The organism is Roseivirga sp. (assembly GCF_049099775.1).
Taxonomy (GTDB): Bacteria; Bacteroidota; Bacteroidia; order Cytophagales; family Cyclobacteriaceae; genus Roseivirga.
Window position 1 is genome coordinate 882,403 of the sequence record NZ_JAGDZM010000004.1, and the last position, 20,650, is coordinate 903,052.

At 38.2% G+C, this 20,650-nt stretch carries 20 protein-coding genes; 10 read left to right on the top strand and 10 right to left on the bottom strand.

Going from position 1 to position 20,650, the window contains the following annotated elements; translation table 11 throughout:
- Position 1: 1 nt before the first annotated feature.
- The 5 genes from JXQ92_RS08475 to JXQ92_RS08495 form a co-directional block, all read right to left on the bottom strand.
- Positions 2–1,621, bottom strand: coding sequence for a hypothetical protein (locus JXQ92_RS08475; protein WP_421986169.1), 1,620 nt, complete (start codon positions 1,619–1,621; stop codon positions 2–4).
- 20 nt (positions 1,622–1,641) lie between these two features.
- Entirely contained in the window at positions 1,642–1,839 is a 198-nt protein-coding gene (locus JXQ92_RS08480) for a PspC domain-containing protein (RefSeq protein WP_421986170.1), read from the bottom strand.
- A gap of 24 nt (positions 1,840–1,863) precedes the next feature.
- Positions 1,864–2,868 carry an endonuclease/exonuclease/phosphatase family protein gene (locus JXQ92_RS08485; protein ID WP_421986171.1) on the bottom strand — a complete coding sequence of 335 codons (1,005 nt, stop codon included), beginning with the start codon at positions 2,866–2,868 and terminating at the stop codon, positions 1,864–1,866.
- A 104-nt stretch (positions 2,869–2,972) separates the two neighbouring features.
- Positions 2,973–5,390, bottom strand: a complete 2,418-nt coding sequence (locus tag JXQ92_RS08490) for an ABC transporter permease (RefSeq protein ID WP_421986172.1) — start codon at positions 5,388–5,390, stop codon at positions 2,973–2,975.
- A 242-nt stretch (positions 5,391–5,632) separates the two neighbouring features.
- Entirely contained in the window at positions 5,633–6,730 is a 1,098-nt protein-coding gene (locus tag JXQ92_RS08495) for an alanine racemase (protein ID WP_421986173.1), read from the bottom strand.
- Positions 6,731–6,903: 173 nt separating this feature from the next.
- Here JXQ92_RS08495 and JXQ92_RS08500 point away from each other — a divergent pair, with 173 nt between their 5' ends.
- From JXQ92_RS08500 to JXQ92_RS08515, 4 genes are read left to right on the top strand one after another with little or no spacing between them, the layout of a single operon-like run.
- Positions 6,904–7,713 (top strand): SPFH domain-containing protein, encoded by an 810-nt coding sequence (locus tag JXQ92_RS08500; protein WP_421986420.1) that lies wholly within the window; start codon positions 6,904–6,906, stop codon positions 7,711–7,713.
- 3 nt (positions 7,714–7,716) lie between these two features.
- A complete protein-coding gene (locus JXQ92_RS08505) occupies positions 7,717–7,863 on the top strand; it encodes a hypothetical protein (RefSeq protein WP_421986174.1) in 147 nt (48 codons plus the stop codon).
- Between the two features lie 3 nt (positions 7,864–7,866).
- On the top strand, positions 7,867–8,034 hold the full coding sequence (locus tag JXQ92_RS08510; protein ID WP_421986175.1) for an Arc family DNA binding domain-containing protein: 168 nt from the start codon (positions 7,867–7,869) through the stop codon (positions 8,032–8,034).
- 12 nt (positions 8,035–8,046) lie between these two features.
- A complete protein-coding gene (locus JXQ92_RS08515) occupies positions 8,047–8,424 on the top strand; it encodes an SdpI family protein (protein WP_421986176.1) in 378 nt (125 codons plus the stop codon).
- Here JXQ92_RS08515 and JXQ92_RS08520 read toward each other — a convergent pair.
- Entirely contained in the window at positions 8,421–10,121 is a 1,701-nt protein-coding gene (locus JXQ92_RS08520; protein ID WP_421986177.1) for an ArnT family glycosyltransferase, read from the bottom strand. The two genes, JXQ92_RS08515 and JXQ92_RS08520, sit on opposite strands and share 4 nt — an antisense overlap.
- 103 nt (positions 10,122–10,224) lie before the next feature.
- On the opposite strand from JXQ92_RS08520, the gene JXQ92_RS08525 reads away from it, so the two are divergent.
- Both JXQ92_RS08525 and JXQ92_RS08530 read left to right on the top strand, forming a co-directional pair.
- Positions 10,225–10,608: a GtrA family protein gene (locus tag JXQ92_RS08525; RefSeq protein ID WP_421986178.1), complete on the top strand. Its 384-nt coding sequence runs from the start codon at positions 10,225–10,227 to the stop codon at positions 10,606–10,608.
- A 2-nt stretch (positions 10,609–10,610) separates the two neighbouring features.
- On the top strand, positions 10,611–11,165 hold the full coding sequence (locus JXQ92_RS08530; protein ID WP_421986179.1) for a hypothetical protein: 555 nt from the start codon (positions 10,611–10,613) through the stop codon (positions 11,163–11,165).
- 21 nt (positions 11,166–11,186) lie between these two features.
- Here JXQ92_RS08530 and JXQ92_RS08535 read toward each other — a convergent pair whose 3' ends face one another.
- Both JXQ92_RS08535 and JXQ92_RS08540 read right to left on the bottom strand, forming a co-directional pair.
- Entirely contained in the window at positions 11,187–11,894 is a 708-nt protein-coding gene (locus JXQ92_RS08535; RefSeq protein ID WP_421986180.1) for a DUF4197 domain-containing protein, read from the bottom strand.
- 70 nt (positions 11,895–11,964) lie between these two features.
- Positions 11,965–12,219: a hypothetical protein gene (locus JXQ92_RS08540; RefSeq protein ID WP_421986181.1), complete on the bottom strand. Its 255-nt coding sequence runs from the start codon at positions 12,217–12,219 to the stop codon at positions 11,965–11,967.
- 251 nt (positions 12,220–12,470) lie between these two features.
- On the opposite strand from JXQ92_RS08540, the gene leuS reads away from it, so the two are divergent.
- Positions 12,471–15,254, top strand: coding sequence for a leucine--tRNA ligase (leuS, locus tag JXQ92_RS08545; protein ID WP_421986182.1), 2,784 nt, complete (start codon positions 12,471–12,473; stop codon positions 15,252–15,254).
- Between the two features lie 3 nt (positions 15,255–15,257).
- A complete protein-coding gene (locus JXQ92_RS08550; RefSeq protein ID WP_421986183.1) occupies positions 15,258–16,040 on the top strand; it encodes a DUF2059 domain-containing protein in 783 nt (260 codons plus the stop codon).
- A gap of 53 nt (positions 16,041–16,093) precedes the next feature.
- Here the strand turns inward: JXQ92_RS08550 and JXQ92_RS08555 are convergent, their stop codons facing one another.
- Both JXQ92_RS08555 and JXQ92_RS08560 read right to left on the bottom strand, forming a co-directional pair.
- On the bottom strand, positions 16,094–17,002 hold the full coding sequence (locus JXQ92_RS08555) for a hypothetical protein (protein WP_421986184.1): 909 nt from the start codon (positions 17,000–17,002) through the stop codon (positions 16,094–16,096).
- Positions 17,003–17,067: 65 nt separating this feature from the next.
- Positions 17,068–17,907, bottom strand: a complete 840-nt coding sequence (locus JXQ92_RS08560) for a hypothetical protein (protein ID WP_421986185.1) — start codon at positions 17,905–17,907, stop codon at positions 17,068–17,070.
- A 151-nt stretch (positions 17,908–18,058) separates the two neighbouring features.
- On the opposite strand from JXQ92_RS08560, the gene JXQ92_RS08565 reads away from it, so the two are divergent.
- Positions 18,059–19,192 (top strand): lycopene cyclase family protein, encoded by a 1,134-nt coding sequence (locus JXQ92_RS08565; RefSeq protein ID WP_421986186.1) that lies wholly within the window; start codon positions 18,059–18,061, stop codon positions 19,190–19,192.
- Between the two features lie 13 nt (positions 19,193–19,205).
- Positions 19,206–20,648: a cardiolipin synthase gene (gene cls / locus JXQ92_RS08570; protein ID WP_421986187.1), complete on the top strand. Its 1,443-nt coding sequence runs from the start codon at positions 19,206–19,208 to the stop codon at positions 20,646–20,648.
- The last annotated feature ends 2 nt before the right edge of the window (positions 20,649–20,650 follow it).

Below are 20,650 nucleotides of genomic sequence, written 5' to 3' on the forward strand. Positions count from 1 at the left end.
CTTAGTTACCTCCTGCGTTAATTTCAACATCTGCCTGAGCCGAAAGCTTAAACTTTAACTCATAGTCTTCAAAAAATTTGACGGCCACATTAGAGTTGGCGTCAGTAGTTGTAAGCGTTGCCACTACGTTGATACTTGTTGCATTTTCAAGCGCTCGAATATCTGTCTCTTCTAGTTGAATATCTGTAGTAGAAAGTGCTGCTTCAGTTGTTCTGCCATCTGCACCGACAGGCGCACCAGCGAAAGCCGCACGTTCGTCGATTGTAAAGATTACATTATTCTGAGCATCTAAGAACTGAAGTTCTACTAAACCTCCTAATGGCAATTCATTTTCAGCATTGATTCTAAAAAGTATCCTTTTTGCCTCATCTAAATCTTCTCCGTTATTAAAGTCCAATACTTCCTCGGCAATTAGCTGATTGATATTAATGTCTAAAGGTATTTCAACCTCGACGCTGATATCCAGAATACTGGCATCATTTACAAAATTGTAAACTGGGGCAATCGTGGAAGGATTAGCTCCTGCGTCTACTTCTATAATTACTTTAGCAGGCTGCGATGAAAGCAAAACATCGATATTCGAATTCTCTCTGTTAAGCTCAATTTCACTTCTTATCAGCTGACCTTCTTGTGCTACGGTTGGGCCATTTATTATCTGAAGGTTATCAACAACATCTCCTTCTAAAGGAAGAATCTCTCCTTCAGAACCAATAGCTGAAACTTCTTGAAAATCAATTCCAAGAGGAAACCCAAAACTATTATCAAAAATGAATCTGATCTTTGGATCTGCAAAACCGATATTTCCTGCTTCAAAATTTCTAAAGAAATCGAAGTTCACAACTTGAAAGTTTACGGCTAGTGATTGATTACCAACATTTCCATAAACCCTGTCGAAAGAGGTGTTATTCACACCAATATCAAAATTGATTCTTTGACCAGATGTTACTGTAGTGGCTGGTGTTACAGTTATTGCATATTCAATTCTGACCAAAAACTTGTTCGAGGCAGGATTTCCTTGATCATCTAAATTGAAAAGTCCTTTATAGTCGACCAATGACTCGGTCTGGGTAAAATCGGAGCCCCCAGCTGGTAAAGTACCTGAAACTACCAATGGAGCATCATTCTCGACTAAAGAAATAAAGGTTGCTGTAAAGTCAATATCAGCCCCAAAAGTGGAAGAGACCTCGAATTCAAATTCTCCATTACTGAAAAATATACTATCGTACGTTTCATTTGATGTTTGGGATAAATCGAATTCAAATAATTCGGAAACATTCAGTGTTGTTGTAACAGGTGGGTTTGAAAGGTTTATTCCAGATGCTAAAGAACCACCGAAAGTTTGATTTCGAATATTTAAGAACGTTGAAGCGCTTTGTGATTGAAGAGTTTCAGCGTAATTCAGTTGAATTATATTCTCTTCGTTCGGCGAAATTACCGCCCCAGCATCATTGAGTTCTTCAAAGAGCTCACTCACGGTATAGGTTATTTCACCAACGGGAATGGCTAAGGAGGGATCAAAAATAATATCTCCGATCTCTGCATTCTCAAAATACTTGACATTACAGGATGGAATAGCTGCCAATGCCATACATAAGAGCACTGCGGGTAAAATACGCTTCATGGTGATATAATTTGGTTCAGTTAATCTTTCTTCAACACAGCCCAGAATATAAAATACACTACAAGACCAGGCAGACCGGCACTAAAAATTGAGAGCAAAACATAAATAAACCTAAAAAGGGTAATGTCCCAACCGAGCCATTCAGCCAAGCCTCCACAAACGCCGGCGACAACTCTATCAGAATTAGACCTTTTTAGTTTACTTTTCGTGAAACTCATAAAAACTCTTTTCAGACATACAATTTAGTTACTTAACTCATAAATACCTATTAGGGGAAAATGATCTGAATAATAAATGTCCCCTACTGTTTCAAATGATTTTATTGAAAATTCCTTTGTAAAAAACTGGTTATCAATCCTCAAGTAAGGAATCTTGTTATTGAATGTTGCGCCAATTCCTCTACCCTTTTCTTCGAAAGCATTCGAAAAAAGATCTTTAAACTGAAAGTAATTATAGCTAAAAGGCACGTCATTAAAATCCCCAATCACCATTTTGGGATAATCGCATTTCTTGGCATGATCAAGTAAGATTTCAATTTGTTTAGTTCTGGATGAACTCGAAAAAACAAACCTTGATCTGATGTCATCATACTCATTTTTAATCCCTTCAGAATCTTGAATTTTATCGGGATTAATCCCCATTGATTGGAGGTGGACGCCATAAACTCGAATGGTATCATTCTCGACTATCAAATCAACGAACCTGATATTATTCAGCTTATCTTTTTGGAGCAAGAGTCCATCATTGATAATGGGGTATTTGGAGAAAATCGCGTTGGTTGATTTTCCTTTGTCCATAGAGATATTATAACCTCCATAATCCGATATTCTTTTGGCGATTCCTTTATTTGGATAGAATTCTTGAAATGCAATTATATCGGCTTCTACTTTATTGATCCACTCAACAACATCAGAATAATTGTCTTTTCTGGCATTTGAAAACCACTTTACATTGTAATTCAAAACCCGTATGCCCTCAGTTTTTTGGTCGCTCTTTCGACTAATAGAAATCCCGACTTGTACAAATGGCCAACCTATTAAAACAAGCACTAAGGCAGCAAAACCCAGTTTAGATTTGAATATGATACTGAGAATTAGAATTATAAAATTCAGTGCGAGAATAATAGGTATACCAAAAGAAATAACCCCTGAATACTTAAATATGCTGGGCGACACAAGGACACTACTGTATACAAGCAATGACACAAAAGTCCATATAAGAACGGGTAGCTTAGTGACGATTTTCATCTATTGGTTAAAAAACACTATTCTAACCATTTTGACCCAAATTTCTTATACCATGGCCATAAAAAAAGGCGACTTTATTGAAAGTCGCCTTTTAATTGACTGATTTACTCAGTTCTCAATGATTTTACTGGATTACTCACCGCTGCCTTGAGTGATTGATAACTCATAGTTGCTACTGCAATGAATAATGAGCCTAGTGCAGTCACAGCAAAAATTGTCCACCCAATAGAGGCTCTGTATACAAAACCTTGAAGCCAGTTATATGAGAAATACCATGCTAGTGGGGCACCAATAATAAATGCTATAATTACTAGTTTGCCCATGTCTTTAGAAAGTAGATAAACCAATTGGCCAACATTGGCGCCAAGCACCTTTCTAATACCAACTTCTTTAATCCTATTCTCAGCAGTATAAGCTGCTAAGCCAAATAAGCCTAAACAAGCGATGATAATGGCCAGACTTGCAAAAACCCCAAATATCTTTCCTAATCGTTGCTCGTCTTCATACATTCTTTCAAATCGAGCATCTAGAAAAGAAGTCTCGAATGGTTGGTTAGGAGCAAATTTCGCCCAACTATCTTCCATTTTATTCAATAAACTAGCGTAGTCTGTCGTATTGACCTTCAAGTTTAATAAGCCTGTATTATTTCCCAGCTGTAGAATAAGCGGACCAATTTTATCCTTTAAAGTCTGGAAGTGAAAATCCTTCACTATACCTACAACTTTATATCCTTGTATGTTTCCTTCTAAATCAGCAAAAGTCCCTATAGTTTCTCCTAACGGTTCGTCAAATCCAAACTCTTTAAGAGCGGCTTCATTCATAATAATGCCTAAAGAATCCGTTGGAAATTCACGGGAGAAATTACGCCCCTGAACTATTTCCATACCCATAGTCTCTAAATATTCATAATCAATTGTCCAATTGCTCGATAACACCTGATTATCATCCTTTGGCACAACACCTTTCAAAAACACATTCATATTATTATTAGAAGGTGTAGGTAGGAAACCACTTAAAGAAGCCGATTTCACCTCAGAAAAAGATTCCATTTCGGTTTTCAAAGCTGAAGTATTCGATCCAGCTAAATAAGCATCATTGATTATAATAACCTGATCTCTATCAAAGCCGAGGTTCTTGTTTTGGATAAATTCTAATTGATTGAGTATGACCAAAGTACCAATCACTAAAATTATAGATGCACAGAACTGAATGACTACCAAAACATTTCTTAAAGCACCACTTTTCATTCCTCCACTCAATGCACCTTTAAGTACTTTAACCGGCTGAAAAGACGATAAGAAAAATGCTGGATAAGAACCGGCTAATAAACCAACAATGGTGACACCTGCCAGCATAAGACCAAAGAACATTGGATCTTGGAATGGAATCGTCAATTCCTTATCTGCTAATTGGTTGAAAAACGGCAAAGCCAAATACGCTAAACCGATAGCTAAAACAAAAGAGATAAAACTGATTAGAATTGATTCGGCTAGGAACTGATAGATCAACTGAGCCTTAACAGAACCTAGTACTTTCCTTACACCCACTTCTTTTGCACGGTGCGCAGACCTTGCGGTCGAAAGATTCATAAAGTTGATACACGCGATTAATAAAATAAAGAATCCAATTGCCGAGAAAATGTAAACGTATTTAATATCTCCATTGGCATCTAATTCACCCTGTAAGTCGGATGTGAGGTGAATATCTTTAACTGGTTGCATACCGAAAGCCAGGTTGTTTCCATTGCTTTCCATATCCTCCCAATCCATATTCAAAAAGCGCTTAACCTCAGGGCCAATATACTTTTCTAACATTGCTGGAAATAGAGAAGCCATTTTCTGAACATCTGCTCCTTCAGTCAGTACTATATAGGTTTGGAAATTCATGCTCAACCAAATCGGTTGCTTCGATTCGTCTAAAGTTTCCATAGAACCCATCACATCAAACTCGAAATGAGTGTTAGCAGGAATGTCCTTGTAAACGCCTGTAACTTTGTAATCTTTACTGCCGCGAAATTCAATTTGTTGACCGAGTGGGTCAGCTTTGCCAAAATATTTAGCCGCTGCAGTTTCACTCATAACAAGAGATTTTGGTTGTACCAGCGCAGTCTCTGGGTCGCCTAGCACTAGTTCAATTCCAAAAATATCGAGCGCCGAATGATCAGCCCAAATGAAATTTTCTTCTTTGAATACATTGTCACCAAAACGGATAAATGGAGATCCATTCTGTCTAAATCGAGCAAAATCGATTACTTCAGGGTAATCTTGTAACATTGCTTTTCCAACAGATGGACCAACTACTGCCAAATCGAAAACTGAACCATTTAAACCGCCTGCCATTGTCAGTCGGTAAGTGTTTTCAGAATTGTCATAGTACGTATCGTAACCGAGTTCATCGGAAACGAATAGCATAATCATCAGGCAACAAGCTACGCCAATTGCCAATCCACTAATATTTAAGAGGGAATAGAATTTATTGCGGAACAGGTTTCTGAACGCAATTTTGAGGTAATTTTTAATCATGTTGTTGAGTTTTGACCTTAATTAATACAAAGCTATCTCTTTGAGACATCCTGATGACACCGATATCGGTAAACAATCGCCTGCCATCGGTAAGCCGTCGTAAAAAACTATTAACTATAGAGTAGATTCCAGAAAGGAACCAAATGTTGCAGTCTTACTTGAAAAAAATCTTGGTCTTAGAGAAATAGATTTTCGGAGCACTCAATTATACCAATGAAAGGGCAAAATATTGTTTGAATGCGCTACATATGAGCTATTTTATTACCCTCAAGTGTTAAATAAGAACCCATCAGGTTGGCGGTTAAGCAAGAATGAATTGGCAAGATTCCCACAATATCTCCAATGTTGAGGACGTCCATCAATTCATTGGTTACCTTAAGAATTCCATGCTCTTGAGATATTGAGGTAAGTTTTGCACCTTCAATAATGGAAGACCAACCATCAGGTTGAAGTATCACTAGTTCACCGAAAAACTTTTGCTGCGAATTATCGAATAAATGATCTTTTGAAAAATGGACAGCACCACCATGAATTAAGATTTCATTCCTTTCAGGATATTTAGCTACCAAAGGACATGCTACAGCCACAGCTATTTCATCTTCTTCACAAACGTTCAAATGATTCATTACTAAATCAAAAAAGACAAAATTACCTGGGCCTATTTCATCAACACCTGTCATATCTTTAACAATAGAACATCCGGGAGTATCTCCTATTCGGATCTTGAGGTAATTTGATATGGAATTCAAATCACCTTTTAAAGAAGTCAATTTTGTAATGGCATCTGACCATATTCTTTCAATCTCAACTGTACTTTCAGCGTGATAAGTATCCCCAGGATGGCAATACAATCCATAAAGATTGAGATGCTTTGAATTGCTTACGTTTAAAGCAATTTCGCTTATTAATTCATTCTCTTTCGCAGGCACTCCAGACCTTCCGTATCCAGCATCTATTTCAATAAAAACATCGAGGCTACTGGTCAAATGATCTGACAGAAAAGCTACACTTTCCAAATCTGTAATTAGCAGCTTTAAGCTCACTCCTTGATCAAGGAATTTATTGACAGATTGAATTTCCAATTGATTAAAAGGGAAAGCAACAGTAATATCCTTCCACCCAGCATCTACGAAATATTCTGCCATCGCAATGGAAGAAACAGTGATGGCGTTTATGCCCTTAGACTTAAATAAGTCTCCAATTTCAGTTGACTGATGGGTTTTAAAATGAGGAACAAGCAACGTTTCAGTCTGCTTGGCCTTTGCCAACATATTATCAATGTTGGACTCCATTTTCTTTACGTCGAGTAAAAGGGTTGGTCTGGTAATGCCGTCAATCATATTTGAAATTAAGGATACCATTACAAATTCAATATGAATCTGAAAAAAGACCAAACCTTTTTTGATTTACCTCCGTATAATTGATTACTTATTGATATCAATTTAATATCACATTAAATTTACGACTTATGACGAAACACGAATCGACTTTTACACCAAGATCAGGCTTTGGAATGTTAGCTTTTGTCCTCCTAATTTTTCTTGGAGCCATTGTTGGCTTAGCATTGACACATCGAGGTGAATTTGGCTTTCTCTTTCTACTCTTCTTTATTTTACTACCAGGATTTTTCGTTATCCAACCAAACCGTTCTAGGGTAATGATATTCTTTGGTGAATATCGTGGCTCGGTTAAAGAAAACGGCTTTTATTGGGTCAATCCGTTCTATGTTAAAAAGAAGGTATCATTAAGGGCTCACAATTTTGATAGTGAACGTGTTAAAGTGAATGACAAGCTAGGAAACCCTATTATGATTAGCGTAATCCTTGTTTGGCAAGTAGAAGATACTTTTAAAGCCGTATTTGATGTTAATGATTATGAGCATTTTGTTCGCGTGCAATCCGATGCCGCTGTAAGAAAACTAGCCAATACTTTTGCTTATGACAACTTTGAGGATGACTCCGAAATCACTCTAAGATCAGGGATGGAAGAAGTAAATCATGATTTAGAGGAAGAGTTAACGGAAAGACTTTCTATTGCAGGTATTAAGGTAATTGAGGCTAGAATTGGATATTTGGCCTATGCTGAAGAGATTGCTAGTGCTATGCTTCAAAGACAGCAAGCCACTGCCATAGTGGCTGCTAGATTCAAAATAGTGGAAGGTGCGGTAGGCATGGTTGAAACCGCTTTAGAAGAATTAAATACAAAGAGTATTGTAGATTTGGATGAGGAGAAGAAGGCGGCAATGGTCAGTAACTTAATGGTTGTACTTTGCTCTGATAAATCAGCATCACCGGTGGTAAACGCTGGCACACTAAATCACTAGAACATGGAATACAAACTAATAGCTAAAGGTGGGTTTGAAAGTACAGCAAAATTTGAAAAACGACTTAACGCTTTGTCTGCTCAAGGCTGGCGAGTGATAACAAGTATGACCCAAGGTGCTTTCCTAGTACTTGGCAAAGAGAAACATTAAGACATGCCTAAGAAAAAACCATTTGTATTAAGGCTAGATCCAGAACTTTTATCTGCTGTCGAGAAATGGGCAGCAGATGAATTTCGTAGTACCAATGGCCAAATGGAATGGCTCATTAACAAAGCCTTGAAGGAGTCAGGAAGGCTCAAAAAGAAACAAGACAACACCTAAAACCTATAAATAATGTCAGATTCAGAGTCTATAATGGTCCATAGCATTCTTATAGTTTCTTCATTGCTCGTGGCCTTACTGGCCAAGTTTGTAAGGCCGGATGAACCAAATGGATTAACTGGATATAGAACCAAGCGTTCCATGCGCAGCCAGGAAGCATGGGATTTTGCAAATGATTATGCGGGAAACTTAATTATGTGGACCTCATTGTTCACAGTTTGCATAGAGATTTTTGTTGCATTCGTAATAGGTGGTGAAACTGCCGTTATCATTACAGCTGTGGCCATGACAGTAGGTATGGCCGTAGCCATCGGTTTTACGGAATATCAATTAAGTAAACGTTTCGATAAACAAGGAAAACCTATCAACTCAAATCGCGATCGGTTTTAGTCAATTATAACTTTATACTTTTTACTATTTATTGGAGGTTCAATCTCCCCTACTTGGATTGAAAATCGAATTTCAAAATCACCAGATAATTCAGGGATTTCTAAAACCACATCCATCGACTTTTCTTCACCTTCAGCTATTTTACCATTCAAAATAGTAAGCCTTTCTACCCCTACAGGTGTAAGGCCTTTCAAATAATGTACATTTAAATAAACAGCTCGATTACCGCTATTGGCAAAATCCACTGCTCGGTCATATTTGTTCTCCAAGTTCAGCGTAAGCGGTACTTTATCCCCTGCTTTTAGCTCGTAGTGCTTTTGTGACTGCGCTATGGCAATTGAAACTTTTCTATAGCTTCTAAAATTCTCTACAACCCGATAATGAATACCCTTTCCAATTGCTGTGAAATAGTCATCATATCGCGTGGTATCTCTAAAACGGTTAATCTGGAAAACGGTCTTTCCTTGAAGGTTTTCTTCTAAAGGCAGTAAATCATGATGTGTTTCCCGATAGTCGAATGTGTTGTAACAATGGACAATATCTTTTGTCAAATAAGCATATCGTGAAGATCTTTCATAGTGATTATTAAACATGATCGGCAAGCCTCCGCTCAACTCTTCAATCTCATCAGCCCAAGTATCCCAACCATGCAGTACGTCCCATCCCTCAGTCCATTTTTTAGGAAAGAAATCATGCATTAAATAAATCCTTGCAGGAACTACGATAACAACTGATACAATAGCCAGCTTGATCAATACTTTTCTCCAATTCTGATGCTTACTGATATACTCATGGCCTAACAGCATAAATGGAACAGACAAAACGCTTGTCCAATGTTTATGAAAGTCAACTTTGAATGTGGATACCAAAAAGAAAATTAATACGCCAACAATCGTAAACTTCAATGCTCTATTAAAATCAGACCTTTTCTTGTTAGCATAGCTAGCAGCAAGCAGAGAAAAACCTATTAGCGGACCGAAAACTAAAGGTTGAACGCCTATATAATAAGCTATGTTTTCCCAACTGAATCCCATATCGATTCTGTTGTATAAATGAAACTTGATAGTAGCAAAATCATTCATGTATTGCCAGTAAGTATGTGGCAACATAAATAGCACCGTAAAGCCAACGGTATACCAAAAGGTCTTTTTAGCCAGCAGCTTAACGTTTGAAAGAACAGTGAAAAACACGACTAAAATTCCATGATGCTTACTCATCAATATCAGCACAATAGAAAGTGCAAGAAAGAATACCGTTTTCAGGTTATCGTCTTTCAGGTATTGTTTGTAGAAATAATAAAAGAGGGCAACTCCTAAAATGAGAGGAACATCGGTCTTAACCATATATGCTCCCACATGTACTGATAGCAATGCCAAGAATATCCATATAAGAAGCTTTGTATCATGCTTTTCGGTTGTTTTCCAAATCACATACATGGTACAAATATTCACCAAAAGCATCCCCATTCTTAGCCCTAATCCATTTGGTATAAGCCAGTAGCCTGGCGCAGATACCACGCCTACCATTGGTGGATGATCTAAATAACCCAAATCTAAGAATTGAGAAAACAACCAATAATAGGCCTCTTCTCCATTTACTTCAGTAAAGTAATTTTGGATAAGCCCAATAATGAACCAAATGCCAAGAAATTTATAGAATAACTTATTACTGTCAGTAATAGACAACCGTGATGTCATGGTTCTAAAGTGGATTTACAAACTCAGCACAAAAATAAGGTTTTTAAAGAAATGAAAATTGTTCTGCATATTTGCATTACGCTCAACCGAGGCAAATGAATTAATGCTAGAAATAGGTTTTAAATTTTTCAGATTCTGTATTGTAGGCTTTTCTGGAATGGCCATAGACTACGGCGCCACCTATTTGGGTAAAGAAAAAATCAAGATTAATAAATACTTAGCGAACGGTATTGGGTTTTTACTTGCAGCTACCTCCAATTTCTTTTTTAACAAATTCTGGACTTTTGGCGATAAAAGTCCCGATGAACTCGTTCAGTATTCTAAGTACCTGAGCTTTGCACTAATTGGCTTGGGAATTAATACGCTTATCATTTACCTATTGATCAATAAAAGAAATATGAACTTTTATTGGGCCAAATTAATAGCCATAGGAATAGTCGTGATATGGAATTTTATTGCCAATTATAACTTTACTTTTCTTCAATAAACTTGAAAAACCTTCTCCTTCTTTTTTTAACGTTGATCACATGCTCTGCATTTGCCCAAAATGATAAACCTCAAAGTCGGCTAGACGCCATAGGTTTAGAAACTCAGGTTTACCCAGCTGGTAATATGGTAAACCTAAAGGCCAGTTGGTTATCAGGAGAACGCGGAAGGTTAATTGGTAAACTCGGGTATAATTTTGCAAGGCGAAAGGATTTTGGTAAGCACGACCTTGAAGAAGGTGGCGGACCTGGTTTAGCTGTTGCTTATCGGCAATATTTCAATCACAAATGGTCTAATTTTTTCATTGAAGGAAGGGCGAGCACCTGGTTTTTAGACATAGATTGGCAAGACAATTCACCCTCAAGAATGGGAAATACTGATATTACAGTTTTTCAACCAACTTTAGCAATAGGGTATGATTGGGCTACTAAGAATGATAAGATAAATTTCAACATTCTAATCGGCTTTGGCTACGAGGTAAACGTAATTACGAGTGGAGAAGGTGTTGGTGAGGGAGGAATCTCCTTGCTAGGCCTTTCAGTCGACTTCCGGCTTTAACAAAACCTAAGAAAGGTTAAATCACTTAAAGACCTTTTGCAATAAGTCTGTCGTCCTAGCAGCTGGGTTCTGTCTTATATTAAGTTCCTCTTTAGCAATCATCACAAACAAACCGTCAATAGCCTGCTGGGTCACATAAGCCGTTAAATCAGTCTCTACTTTCTTTACAAAAGGAATTTTATTGTATTTATCCATTACATCAGACCAATATTTAGTGGCGTTAACCTTGGATAAAGATGCCTCTATGATAGGACTGAATTTGGCAGTTAAATCATTGGTAGTTTTAGATTCTAGAATACGAGTACCAGCATCTTTATTTCCCTTTACAATATTAATAGCATCCGTAATCGTAATGGCCTTGATGGCATCTATAAAAATATCTTTAGCCTCCACTGCCGCATCTTCGGCAGCACGATTAAGTGATTCGATAGCTTTATCCACCTCATTCCCTAACCCTAAAGCTCTGAGCTTCTTCTCAACGTTTTTGGCATCTTCTGGAATAGGAATCTTCACTTCTGGATTTCCCAAATATCCATTTGCCTGAGAAAGAACATCTACCCCCTTACCCGTTCCCTGAATAAAAGCTTCTTTAAGCGCATTAGCAGCCTCTTCTTTTGAAAAACCCTTACCACCAAGTAAGCCTTTCGCTTTTTTGAGCAATTGCGCTTCAGCCGAACAACTGAAAACGAATAATAAACTGAATAGAAGTGTAAATCTTTTGACCATCATATCGCTTTTCAGTCTTTAACGCTGAGTTTCAAAAAAAGCTCATATGAGCATATTATTTTTTGTTAAAAAATCATTTGTCGGCTTCCATAACCAACACAACCTTCTGATTTTCCGTAATCGCATCTACCATTCTAGTGTAACTTACACGCTCACCAGTATTTTTCGAAACATAGAAATACTCCATACCGTCTAGTTCAACTGTACATTCACCTAACTCGTACCGAAGCGATTTAACAATGGCACCCTCTACGATTGGATTATTGTTCAAATCGATGAGTTTAGGAAGTGGCTTTTCTTTTGGTTTCTTTTTAAACAGTCCAAACATAACGTGAGATTAAAGGCTAAATATATCATCTCATTTTAAACTATTGGAACGATATAATGAATTCTTTCTCTCAACCTCCTGGGTAGAACATTGTTTTTGTTGAAGCATTAATTAAAGCCACCAACAAACCTTAAAATTTACGCTTACTGATATTTGATCCATTCGCTGGCAGATAATTACTCAAAACGATTTCTAAAGGCACTAAAAACACTATTTTTGCAGACTTGAATTAGACAATCGGAATAGCAAAAATGGCGGATTACAACCATCGAAATATTGAGCCTAAATGGCAACGTTTTTGGAATGACAATGACACCTTCAAAGCTTCTAAAGATACTGCAAAGCCTAAGTTTTACGCTTTAGACATGTTCCCCTATCCATCAGGAGCCGGGTTACACGTAGGGCACCCGCTGGGCTATATCGCTAGCGACATTGTTTCTCGATTCAAAAGAAATAAAGGTTTCAATGTATTGCACCCAATGGGTTTTGATGCATTTGGATTACCTGCCGAACAATACGCTATCCAAACTGGACAACACCCTGCCATAACCACCAAAGAAAATATAGCTCGTTATAAAGAGCAGCTTAAAAATATTGGTTTCGCCTTCGATTGGGATAAAGAAGTACAGACTTGCGATCCTTCCTATTACAAATGGACGCAGTGGATCTTCATGCAGATTTTCAATAGCTGGTACGACTACAACACCCAGAAAGCACAGCACATTGACACGCTGATTGATATCTTCTCGAAGAACGGAAACGCAAATGTAAACGCCGCTTGTGATGAAGATATTCCAGAATTTTCTGCAGAAGAATGGAACGCTTGGACTGAAAAAGAGCAACAGCTGCTCTTATTAAAATATCGCTTAACCTACCTGTCAGAAACTGCCGTGAACTGGTGCCCAGAACTGGGCACGGTATTATCCAATGACGAGGTAAAAGATGGATTCTCAGAAAGAGGCGGATACCCTGTCATCAGAAAGAACATGCGCCAATGGAGCATGAGAATTACAGCTTATGCCCAACGCTTATTAGATGGGCTTGAGGATATTGACTGGACGGAACCTTTAAAAGAAATGCAAAGGAATTGGATTGGGAAATCCATCGGTGCAGAATTAGCTTTTCAAGTAGAAGATTCGGATATCAAAATCGAGGTATTTACCACGCGTATCGATACTATTTTTGGCGTAACCTTCTTGTCTTTGGCACCAGAAAGTGAGTTAACACAGGCATTAACCACACCTGACCAAAAAGAGGCGGTTGAAGCCTATGTGCAGCAAGCTGCTACTCGTTCTGAACGTGATAGAATGAGCGATGTCAAATCAATTTCTGGCGTATTTACAGGTAGTTACGCAATTAACCCTTATAACGGAGAAAAAACCCCTGTTTGGGTTGCTGACTACGTATTGGCAGGTTACGGTACAGGAGCTGTTATGGCAGTTCCTTGTGGTGATCAACGCGATTATGACTTTGCCAAGCACTTCGATTTGCCAATAGTACCCGTTATAGCTGGTGCTGACATTAGCGAGAAAGCAGATGCAACAAAAGAAGGCACCATGATCAATTCTGATTTCTTGAATGGTCTTTCTTGTCAAGATGCTATCGCAAAAGCAATAGAGTTTGCCGAAGAAAACCGTGTCGGAAAAGGGAAAATAAATTACCGATTAAGAGACGCCATATTTGCTAGACAACGCTATTGGGGTGAACCAGTTCCGGTTTATTTCAAAGATGATGTGCCACATTTAGTAGATGAAAACGACTTACCGATCGTTTTACCAGAAATCGACAAATACCTTCCGACTGAAGATGGTGATCCACCATTAGGCAGGGCTGAAAACTTTACGTACAGCCCAAAGGGAGATGATGCCGTTTACCCATTAGAAATGAGCACTATGCCGGGCTGGGCAGGCTCCAGCTGGTACTGGTACCGTTACATGGATGCACATAATGAAGAAGCATTCATAGATAAAGAGGTACAGGCTTACTGGGGTAATGTAGACTTATATATCGGTGGATCAGAGCACGCCACTGGGCACCTCCTCTATTCCCGTTTTTGGAACAAGATTTTGTTTGACTTAGGTCATGTCGATCAACAAGAGCCTTTCAAAAAGTTGATCAACCAAGGCATGATCCAAGGTAGATCGAATTTTGTGTATCGCGTAAAAGGCACCAACAAATTCGTGTCGAAAGGGCTCAAAGCAGACTACGAAACTATCGATATGCACGTAGACGTAAGTCTTTGCTATAATGATGTTTTAGATACTGAAGGCTTCAAAAAGTGGAGACCTGACCTTGCCGATGCCGAGTTCATTTTAGAAGAGGGCAAATATCACTGTGGTTGGGAAGTTGAAAAAATGTCCAAGTCGAAATACAACGTGGTTAACCCTGACGACATTATCGAAAGGTATGGTGCAGATACCCTTCGTTTGTATGAAATGTTCTTAGGTCCATTAGAGCAGTTTAAACCTTGGAACACCAACGGTATTGATGGTGTCAATAAATTCTTGCGAAAGCTATGGAAATTGTTCCACGATGAGCAAGGAAACTTGGCCGTTTCCGATACCGAACCTAGTAAGGCTGAATTGAAAGCATTGCACAAAACGATTAAAAAAGCACAAAAGGACATTGAGCGCTACTCGTTCAACACATCCGTGAGTACTTTCATGATTTGTGTCAATGAGCTTTCGGCATTGAAGTGTAATAACAAAAACGTTCTTCAAGACCTAATAGTAGTTATATCACCTTATGCACCACATATTACTGAAGAACTATGGTCATTACTTGGTCATTCTGAAAGCATTATAAATGCCGCGTACCCTAAGTTTAATGAGGCATTTCTAGCTGAGGACGAACTGACCTACCCTGTAATGGTAAATGGTAAAATGAGAGCCAAATTGCAATTGCCTGCGGATTTCTCGAAAGAGCAAATCGAAGCCGCGGCATTAGCCAACGAGAATGTTCAAAAATGGCTTGAAGGTGCTACACCGAAGAAGGTAATAGTCGTTCCTAAAAAGATTGTGAACTTGGTTGTGTAGTCTATGAGAACACTAAAAATAACCGTATTAACTCTATTGATTATATCTGCAAATGCTATTTCGGTGCTTGGCCAAAGTGATATAGATAATAAGGTTAAAAACCTGTTAAATCTCACTGTGACTGAATCAAATTTCAAGGAAATCATCGAAATCCTCATTGAATCTCAAAAGAAAGCCTCTACTAACTTGATGTCAGATGAATATTGGGAGTTGTTCCAAAGTTTGCTAGTTGATTCTTTTAAATCTGAGGGACTCAATAAATTAGCTGATTTCTACAAAGAAATTTTCACCGAAAAGGAAATTGATGAAATATTTAATTTCTATAGCTCTGAGACAGGTAAAAAAATGATTGATTCTGCACCAAGATTAACAGAATATAGTTTAATGATCGGAGGGAAAATGGGCGAAGATATGGCTGTAATTGCCTTTGACAGTATTCAGTCAACATTCAAGCAACAATTCAATATAAAGCGCTTTGGTTGTGAGAATTCCAAATCAGGAACATTTGCCTATCAACTGAATGGACTTGAGTTTACTGTCGAAAGGACAGCTAAAAAGCAGAAAGAGTTAACAGAAACATATACCAACGACCTTGAAGTCACATGGATAAATGATTGCAAATACAAATTAAAACTTCTTTCAACTACTGACTCAAATACTATTGTAGAAGAGTTTCCTGTCTTAATATTTAACATCATCTCCGATAACAGTTTGGGTTATGAATATGTCGGCAAACCCGAAAATAATGAGTTTTATTTTAAAGGAGCTTTCATAAAAAAGAACTAACGCATAAGGTAAAATACTCTTTAAAAGTATTTCACCTTGAACGAAAACTTCGTCTAAAACCTTGGCTGTGCACCAGTTTGAGAGGTAAATCGCTTCGATCTTTCCCCTAGGATATTTCCTAGGTTTACGTCAAAGTTAATATTGGCTTTAATTTGATTCTTAAGGGTAACTAGTTCAGGAAAGTCATCGAAGAACTTTACTTTCTGGGCAGCGATTGAATTCCCTGTTGGCGCATCACCCATTACATAAGTCGCAAATGATTCGGCAATATCTTCACCAGGATTTGTCGCAGCATATTCAGATACAAAGCGGTTTCTATATTTTTGGTAAAACTGATAATAACCGTCAAAATCATCCTGTCTAATTCTTTGATTCTCATCGAAAATATCGGACCAAAATCGGTTGTAAAACTGATTGATATAAGAGTTAGAAGTACTGCAGCCTTCTCCGGTAAAGAAGTTATTACAACCACCGTTCGTGACATTAACTTGAGTATGATCCAAGGTCAACAAATGCGCTACTTCGTGAACGGAAGTGTATGCCGTTTCTCCAGGCACAAATTGATTGTTTCTATCCCAAACAAAGTCAAGGTTATGCCCCATTTCCCATACGCTTAAATCATTCTGATCTATAGCAGAAACATAAGCTGCGGTGCCATCATCAGCATCTGCGAACAATTCAAGTTCTTTCATGACGGATCTCGCATCCGCGGGTATCAGGTTAGTAAAGAAATTCCAAAATTCATTTTGTCGCGCTTGATTGAAAAAACCAGATGCCGCAGGCCCTGAATTTATCAATGAAAGGTCATTCCCGTTGACGGCATATCTTGCGACTAACCCTGATTTTCTAGTTTGATCAGCCTGATCGAAGGGTGCTTCATCATCCGCTTCTCGTTCACAGCTAAAGACAAATGCAACAAGTAATAAAGTAAAAATGCGTAGTAAAAATTTAGAGGCTTTCATAATTGATAATGTTGTTTAGGTTTAAATCCACCTCTCTTAACATTACCCTACCCCCTTAGGGAAAATTATTGATTATCCTCTCCCTTTGTGCCCTCTTCGTTGTTCTTTTTCGCTTTTCTTTTCCGCTCCTTCTTAGGCTTGTCCGCACGGTTCTTCTTTTTAAATATGCCAAGGAGTCTTCTCTTTTTTGCCGTCGTATCTACCAAAGCGGTATCCGCCATAAAGTCCTGTAGACTAAGCGTATCTATTTCAGGTTCGAAATCACTCTCTTTCGGGAAGTATTCTTTAAAGCGCTTGTTGTACTCTTCTTGTTCTACGTTGAATCCTCGAGATAACAACGGCGCAAACTGATCTCGCATGTATAAGGGTACAATCTCCATTTCTGCCATCAAGGCGTCATATCTTCCAGAATCTAGTTTGTCGATTCTAGCCTTTAAGAGACTATCATATTTGGGGCGATTAAAATGAATGAGCTTCATTTCAAGCTGATCCATTTTATAATAAGGTCTTTTCTTGGTAAGCCGATCGAATAAGTATGGGTTTTCAAGAACAGGCTTTTCTTTACCCCTAAACACCCTGGCGAGTAACGGTTCTTTTTTCCTGTTTTCATAGGTAAAGCCTGCCTTCTCGTAAGAATGAACTCTACCTCCTTGTACTCTAAAGCCACGACCAGGAGTACCTTTCAGGAATTTATCCATTAGTGAATCGCCATCAGCCTCATATTTAAAGCCGTAAGGTCTTTTTGGCACAGTATCACCCTCTACCACTGTAAACAGTGAGTACATTTTTTCCTGTTCGTCCTCATCCAGCACAAAAGCCGTATGATAGGCCGGGCAGATTTTCTGCACAGCACAAGAGCACAACAGGCATATAGCCAGCATACAGGTGATAGTTGTTTTATTCATTCGATTCCCTGATTGGGGCGGCAATTTAACAATTGCCTTATGGAATTATAAATCCCGTTTTAACTTATTTTCAACATTAAATACCAAGAGTAGTTAATCATTCATACGAAAAACGAAAATGAGTCTTAATCATTTGTAAGTTTAACGAGAAATGAGGCAGGTCGATTATATAATAGCAGGTGCAGGTGCGAGTGGTTTGACGCTGGCTTTCTTGCTATCGGCATCTAAAGATACCAAAAAATCTATTCTTATTATCGATCGAGACGATAAGGCGAAGAATGACAGAACTTGGTGCTTCTGGGAAAAGGAAGAAAACTTATTTGAAAACCTCGTCTACAAATCCTGGTCAAAAATTCAATTTAAAGGTACTGGCTTTAATAAGGTCTTCGATATAGCCCCTTATCAGTACAAGCTCATTAGAGGAATTGATTTTTACAATTTCATGAGAGATTACCTCCTTAAAAGGGATAACGTCAAATGGGTTAAAGAGGAAATAAAAAGCATAGAGGCAAACGGAATTGTCCATACGAAATCTGAAACCTATCAAGCTAACCTTGTATTTGATAGCACCTTCAACCCAGCAAGTCTTGATAGAACTAAGTCAACTACTTTGCTCCAACATTTCAAAGGCTATATCATTCAAGCCAAAAGCAAATCATTCGATCCAGGTTGTGCCACTTATATGGACTTCACCCTAGATCAAGAAGGTGATTGTCGTTTTGGATATATACTTCCCTTCAACGCGCATAAAGCCTTGGTAGAATACACTTTATTCAACCAAGAACTTCTGAAAGGTGATGCGTATGATACTCGTCTTAAAAGCTATATCGAAAGCCTTGGTATAAACGAATACGAAATTATTGAGGAAGAATATGGAGTAATACCGATGACTGATCACCACTTTAAAATGAGAGTGAGCGACCATGTCATAAATATTGGTATTCAAGGAGGCTTTGCGAAGCCTTCCACGGGGTATACTTTTTTAAGAGGCCAACATATACTCAAACAAATGGTCCAAAACCTGCAACAGGAAAAAGATCCACTATTCAACCTTCCCTATCAACAAACAAAATTCAAAAAATACGATGCGACATTACTCAATGTACTTGCATCAAAAAAGTTTACCGGCGACGATATTTTTACTGGAATGTTCAAAAGAGTTGGTGCAAAAAGCTTTTTCAAATTCCTTGATGAACAAACCTCCATGAAAGAGGATATTAAGATTATGTCTGCCACGCCTTTGCTAGATTTTGGCGGAGCATTTATAAAATCATTAATGAAGTAGCTTATCTTTAGCTATGATCGCCCTTTGGCAAAGCATTTCTCCCTTTTTACTACTGTTGTATTACATCGGAATCTTCTTTGTAGTAGTTCAGATACTTTTAGAGAATAGGAATCCCTTAAAAACGCACTCTTACTTACTTCTCCTTCTACTTTTACCCTTCGTGGGCTTAATCATTTATCTATTTTTCGGTCAAAATCTTCGAAAACGGAAGACAATGGCCAAAAGGCGGCTCATCAACCAAGCTTTTGGACCTTCCTATATTCAAGACTACTTAAAAAATGAGCAAACCGATCTCCACGCCAAAGGGCGTTACGATAAGTTGATTCGTTTTCTGCACAAAGACTTATCCCCTATCAGTCTCAACAATCGAGTGACCGTTTTGCATAACGGCGAAGAGAAATTTCCGGCGCTTTTTCATGCCATTAATAAGGCCAAACATCATATCCACCTAGAGTACTATATTTTCGACGACCATGATATTGGTTCTCGCCTAGCCGATCTTTTACTAGAAAAAGTTAAGGAAGGTATTAAGGTGAGAATGATTGTTGACGGTGTTGGATCGTTGAGCTTGAAAAAAGCATTCTTTAAACGTATGATCAAAGGTGGCGTTCAGCTAAAAGAATACATGCCGGTACTCTTCCCTTCTTTTACGAGTAAAATCAATTACCGAGATCATAGAAAAATTGTGATTGTAGATGGAAATGTTGGTTTTACAGGCGGCATAAATGTAGATGATCGCTATATCAATGATAGACAAAACAAGCTTTATTGGAGAGACACTCATTTAAAAATTGAGGGGGAAGCCGTAAAGACCCTTCAATTTCTGTTCTTCTTGAATTGGCAATTTGTAAGTCAGGAGCGGATTAAATCTACAAGTGAATACTTCCCAGATATCCCGAGCGTAGGAACACATTGTGTGCAAATAAATGCTAGCGGTCCTGAACTGGACTTAGCCAGCATAATGGACTCATTCTTTATTGCCATTACATCGGCTAAAAAGAAAATTAGAATAAGCACGCCCTATTTTATTCCTACAGAAAGCATTATTGACGCGATTACAACAGCAGCCAAAAGCGACATAGCAGTAGAACTATTAATCCCATTCGATTCTGACTCAAGAATAGTCCAAGCCGCCTCATTATCATTTATTCAGCGACTCCTCGATGCTGGCGTAAAAGTATACCTGTACCGAAAAGGCTTTCTACACGCTAAGATTATCTTAATAGATGACAGTTTTGCCTCAGTCGGCACAGCCAATATGGACTATAGAAGCTTCGACTTGAACCACGAAGTCAACACTTATATTTATGACAATAACATTGTAGATATTTTGCATAAGCAGTTCGATGAAGATTTAAGCCATTCTGAAAAAATAGACCTGAATAAATGGGAAAACAGAGGGATTAAACAGAAATTGAAAGAATCACTTTGTAGACTTTTAGCCCCACTACTTTAATT

Excerpts from the sequence above, each read along its gene's own strand:
- JXQ92_RS08475 (WP_421986169.1), bottom strand. The coding sequence starts at position 1,621 with ATGAAGCGTATTTTACCCGCAGTGCTCTTATGTATGGCATTGGCAGCT.
- JXQ92_RS08480 (WP_421986170.1), bottom strand. The coding sequence starts at position 1,839 with ATGAGTTTCACGAAAAGTAAACTAAAAAGGTCTAATTCTGATAGAGTT.
- JXQ92_RS08485 (WP_421986171.1), bottom strand. The coding sequence starts at position 2,868 with ATGAAAATCGTCACTAAGCTACCCGTTCTTATATGGACTTTTGTGTCA.
- JXQ92_RS08490 (WP_421986172.1), bottom strand. The coding sequence starts at position 5,390 with ATGATTAAAAATTACCTCAAAATTGCGTTCAGAAACCTGTTCCGCAAT.
- JXQ92_RS08495 (WP_421986173.1), bottom strand. The coding sequence starts at position 6,730 with ATGATTGACGGCATTACCAGACCAACCCTTTTACTCGACGTAAAGAAA.
- JXQ92_RS08500 (WP_421986420.1), top strand. The coding sequence starts at position 6,904 with ATGTTAGCTTTTGTCCTCCTAATTTTTCTTGGAGCCATTGTTGGCTTA.
- JXQ92_RS08505 (WP_421986174.1), top strand. The coding sequence starts at position 7,717 with ATGGAATACAAACTAATAGCTAAAGGTGGGTTTGAAAGTACAGCAAAA.
- JXQ92_RS08510 (WP_421986175.1), top strand. The coding sequence starts at position 7,867 with ATGCCTAAGAAAAAACCATTTGTATTAAGGCTAGATCCAGAACTTTTA.
- JXQ92_RS08515 (WP_421986176.1), top strand. The coding sequence starts at position 8,047 with ATGTCAGATTCAGAGTCTATAATGGTCCATAGCATTCTTATAGTTTCT.
- JXQ92_RS08520 (WP_421986177.1), bottom strand. The coding sequence starts at position 10,121 with ATGACATCACGGTTGTCTATTACTGACAGTAATAAGTTATTCTATAAA.
- JXQ92_RS08525 (WP_421986178.1), top strand. The coding sequence starts at position 10,225 with ATGCTAGAAATAGGTTTTAAATTTTTCAGATTCTGTATTGTAGGCTTT.
- JXQ92_RS08535 (WP_421986180.1), bottom strand. The coding sequence starts at position 11,894 with ATGATGGTCAAAAGATTTACACTTCTATTCAGTTTATTATTCGTTTTC.
- JXQ92_RS08540 (WP_421986181.1), bottom strand. The coding sequence starts at position 12,219 with ATGTTTGGACTGTTTAAAAAGAAACCAAAAGAAAAGCCACTTCCTAAA.
- leuS (WP_421986182.1), top strand. The coding sequence starts at position 12,471 with ATGGCGGATTACAACCATCGAAATATTGAGCCTAAATGGCAACGTTTT.
- JXQ92_RS08550 (WP_421986183.1), top strand. The coding sequence starts at position 15,258 with ATGAGAACACTAAAAATAACCGTATTAACTCTATTGATTATATCTGCA.
- JXQ92_RS08555 (WP_421986184.1), bottom strand. The coding sequence starts at position 17,002 with ATGAAAGCCTCTAAATTTTTACTACGCATTTTTACTTTATTACTTGTT.
- JXQ92_RS08560 (WP_421986185.1), bottom strand. The coding sequence starts at position 17,907 with ATGAATAAAACAACTATCACCTGTATGCTGGCTATATGCCTGTTGTGC.
- JXQ92_RS08565 (WP_421986186.1), top strand. The coding sequence starts at position 18,059 with ATGAGGCAGGTCGATTATATAATAGCAGGTGCAGGTGCGAGTGGTTTG.
- cls (WP_421986187.1), top strand. The coding sequence starts at position 19,206 with ATGATCGCCCTTTGGCAAAGCATTTCTCCCTTTTTACTACTGTTGTAT.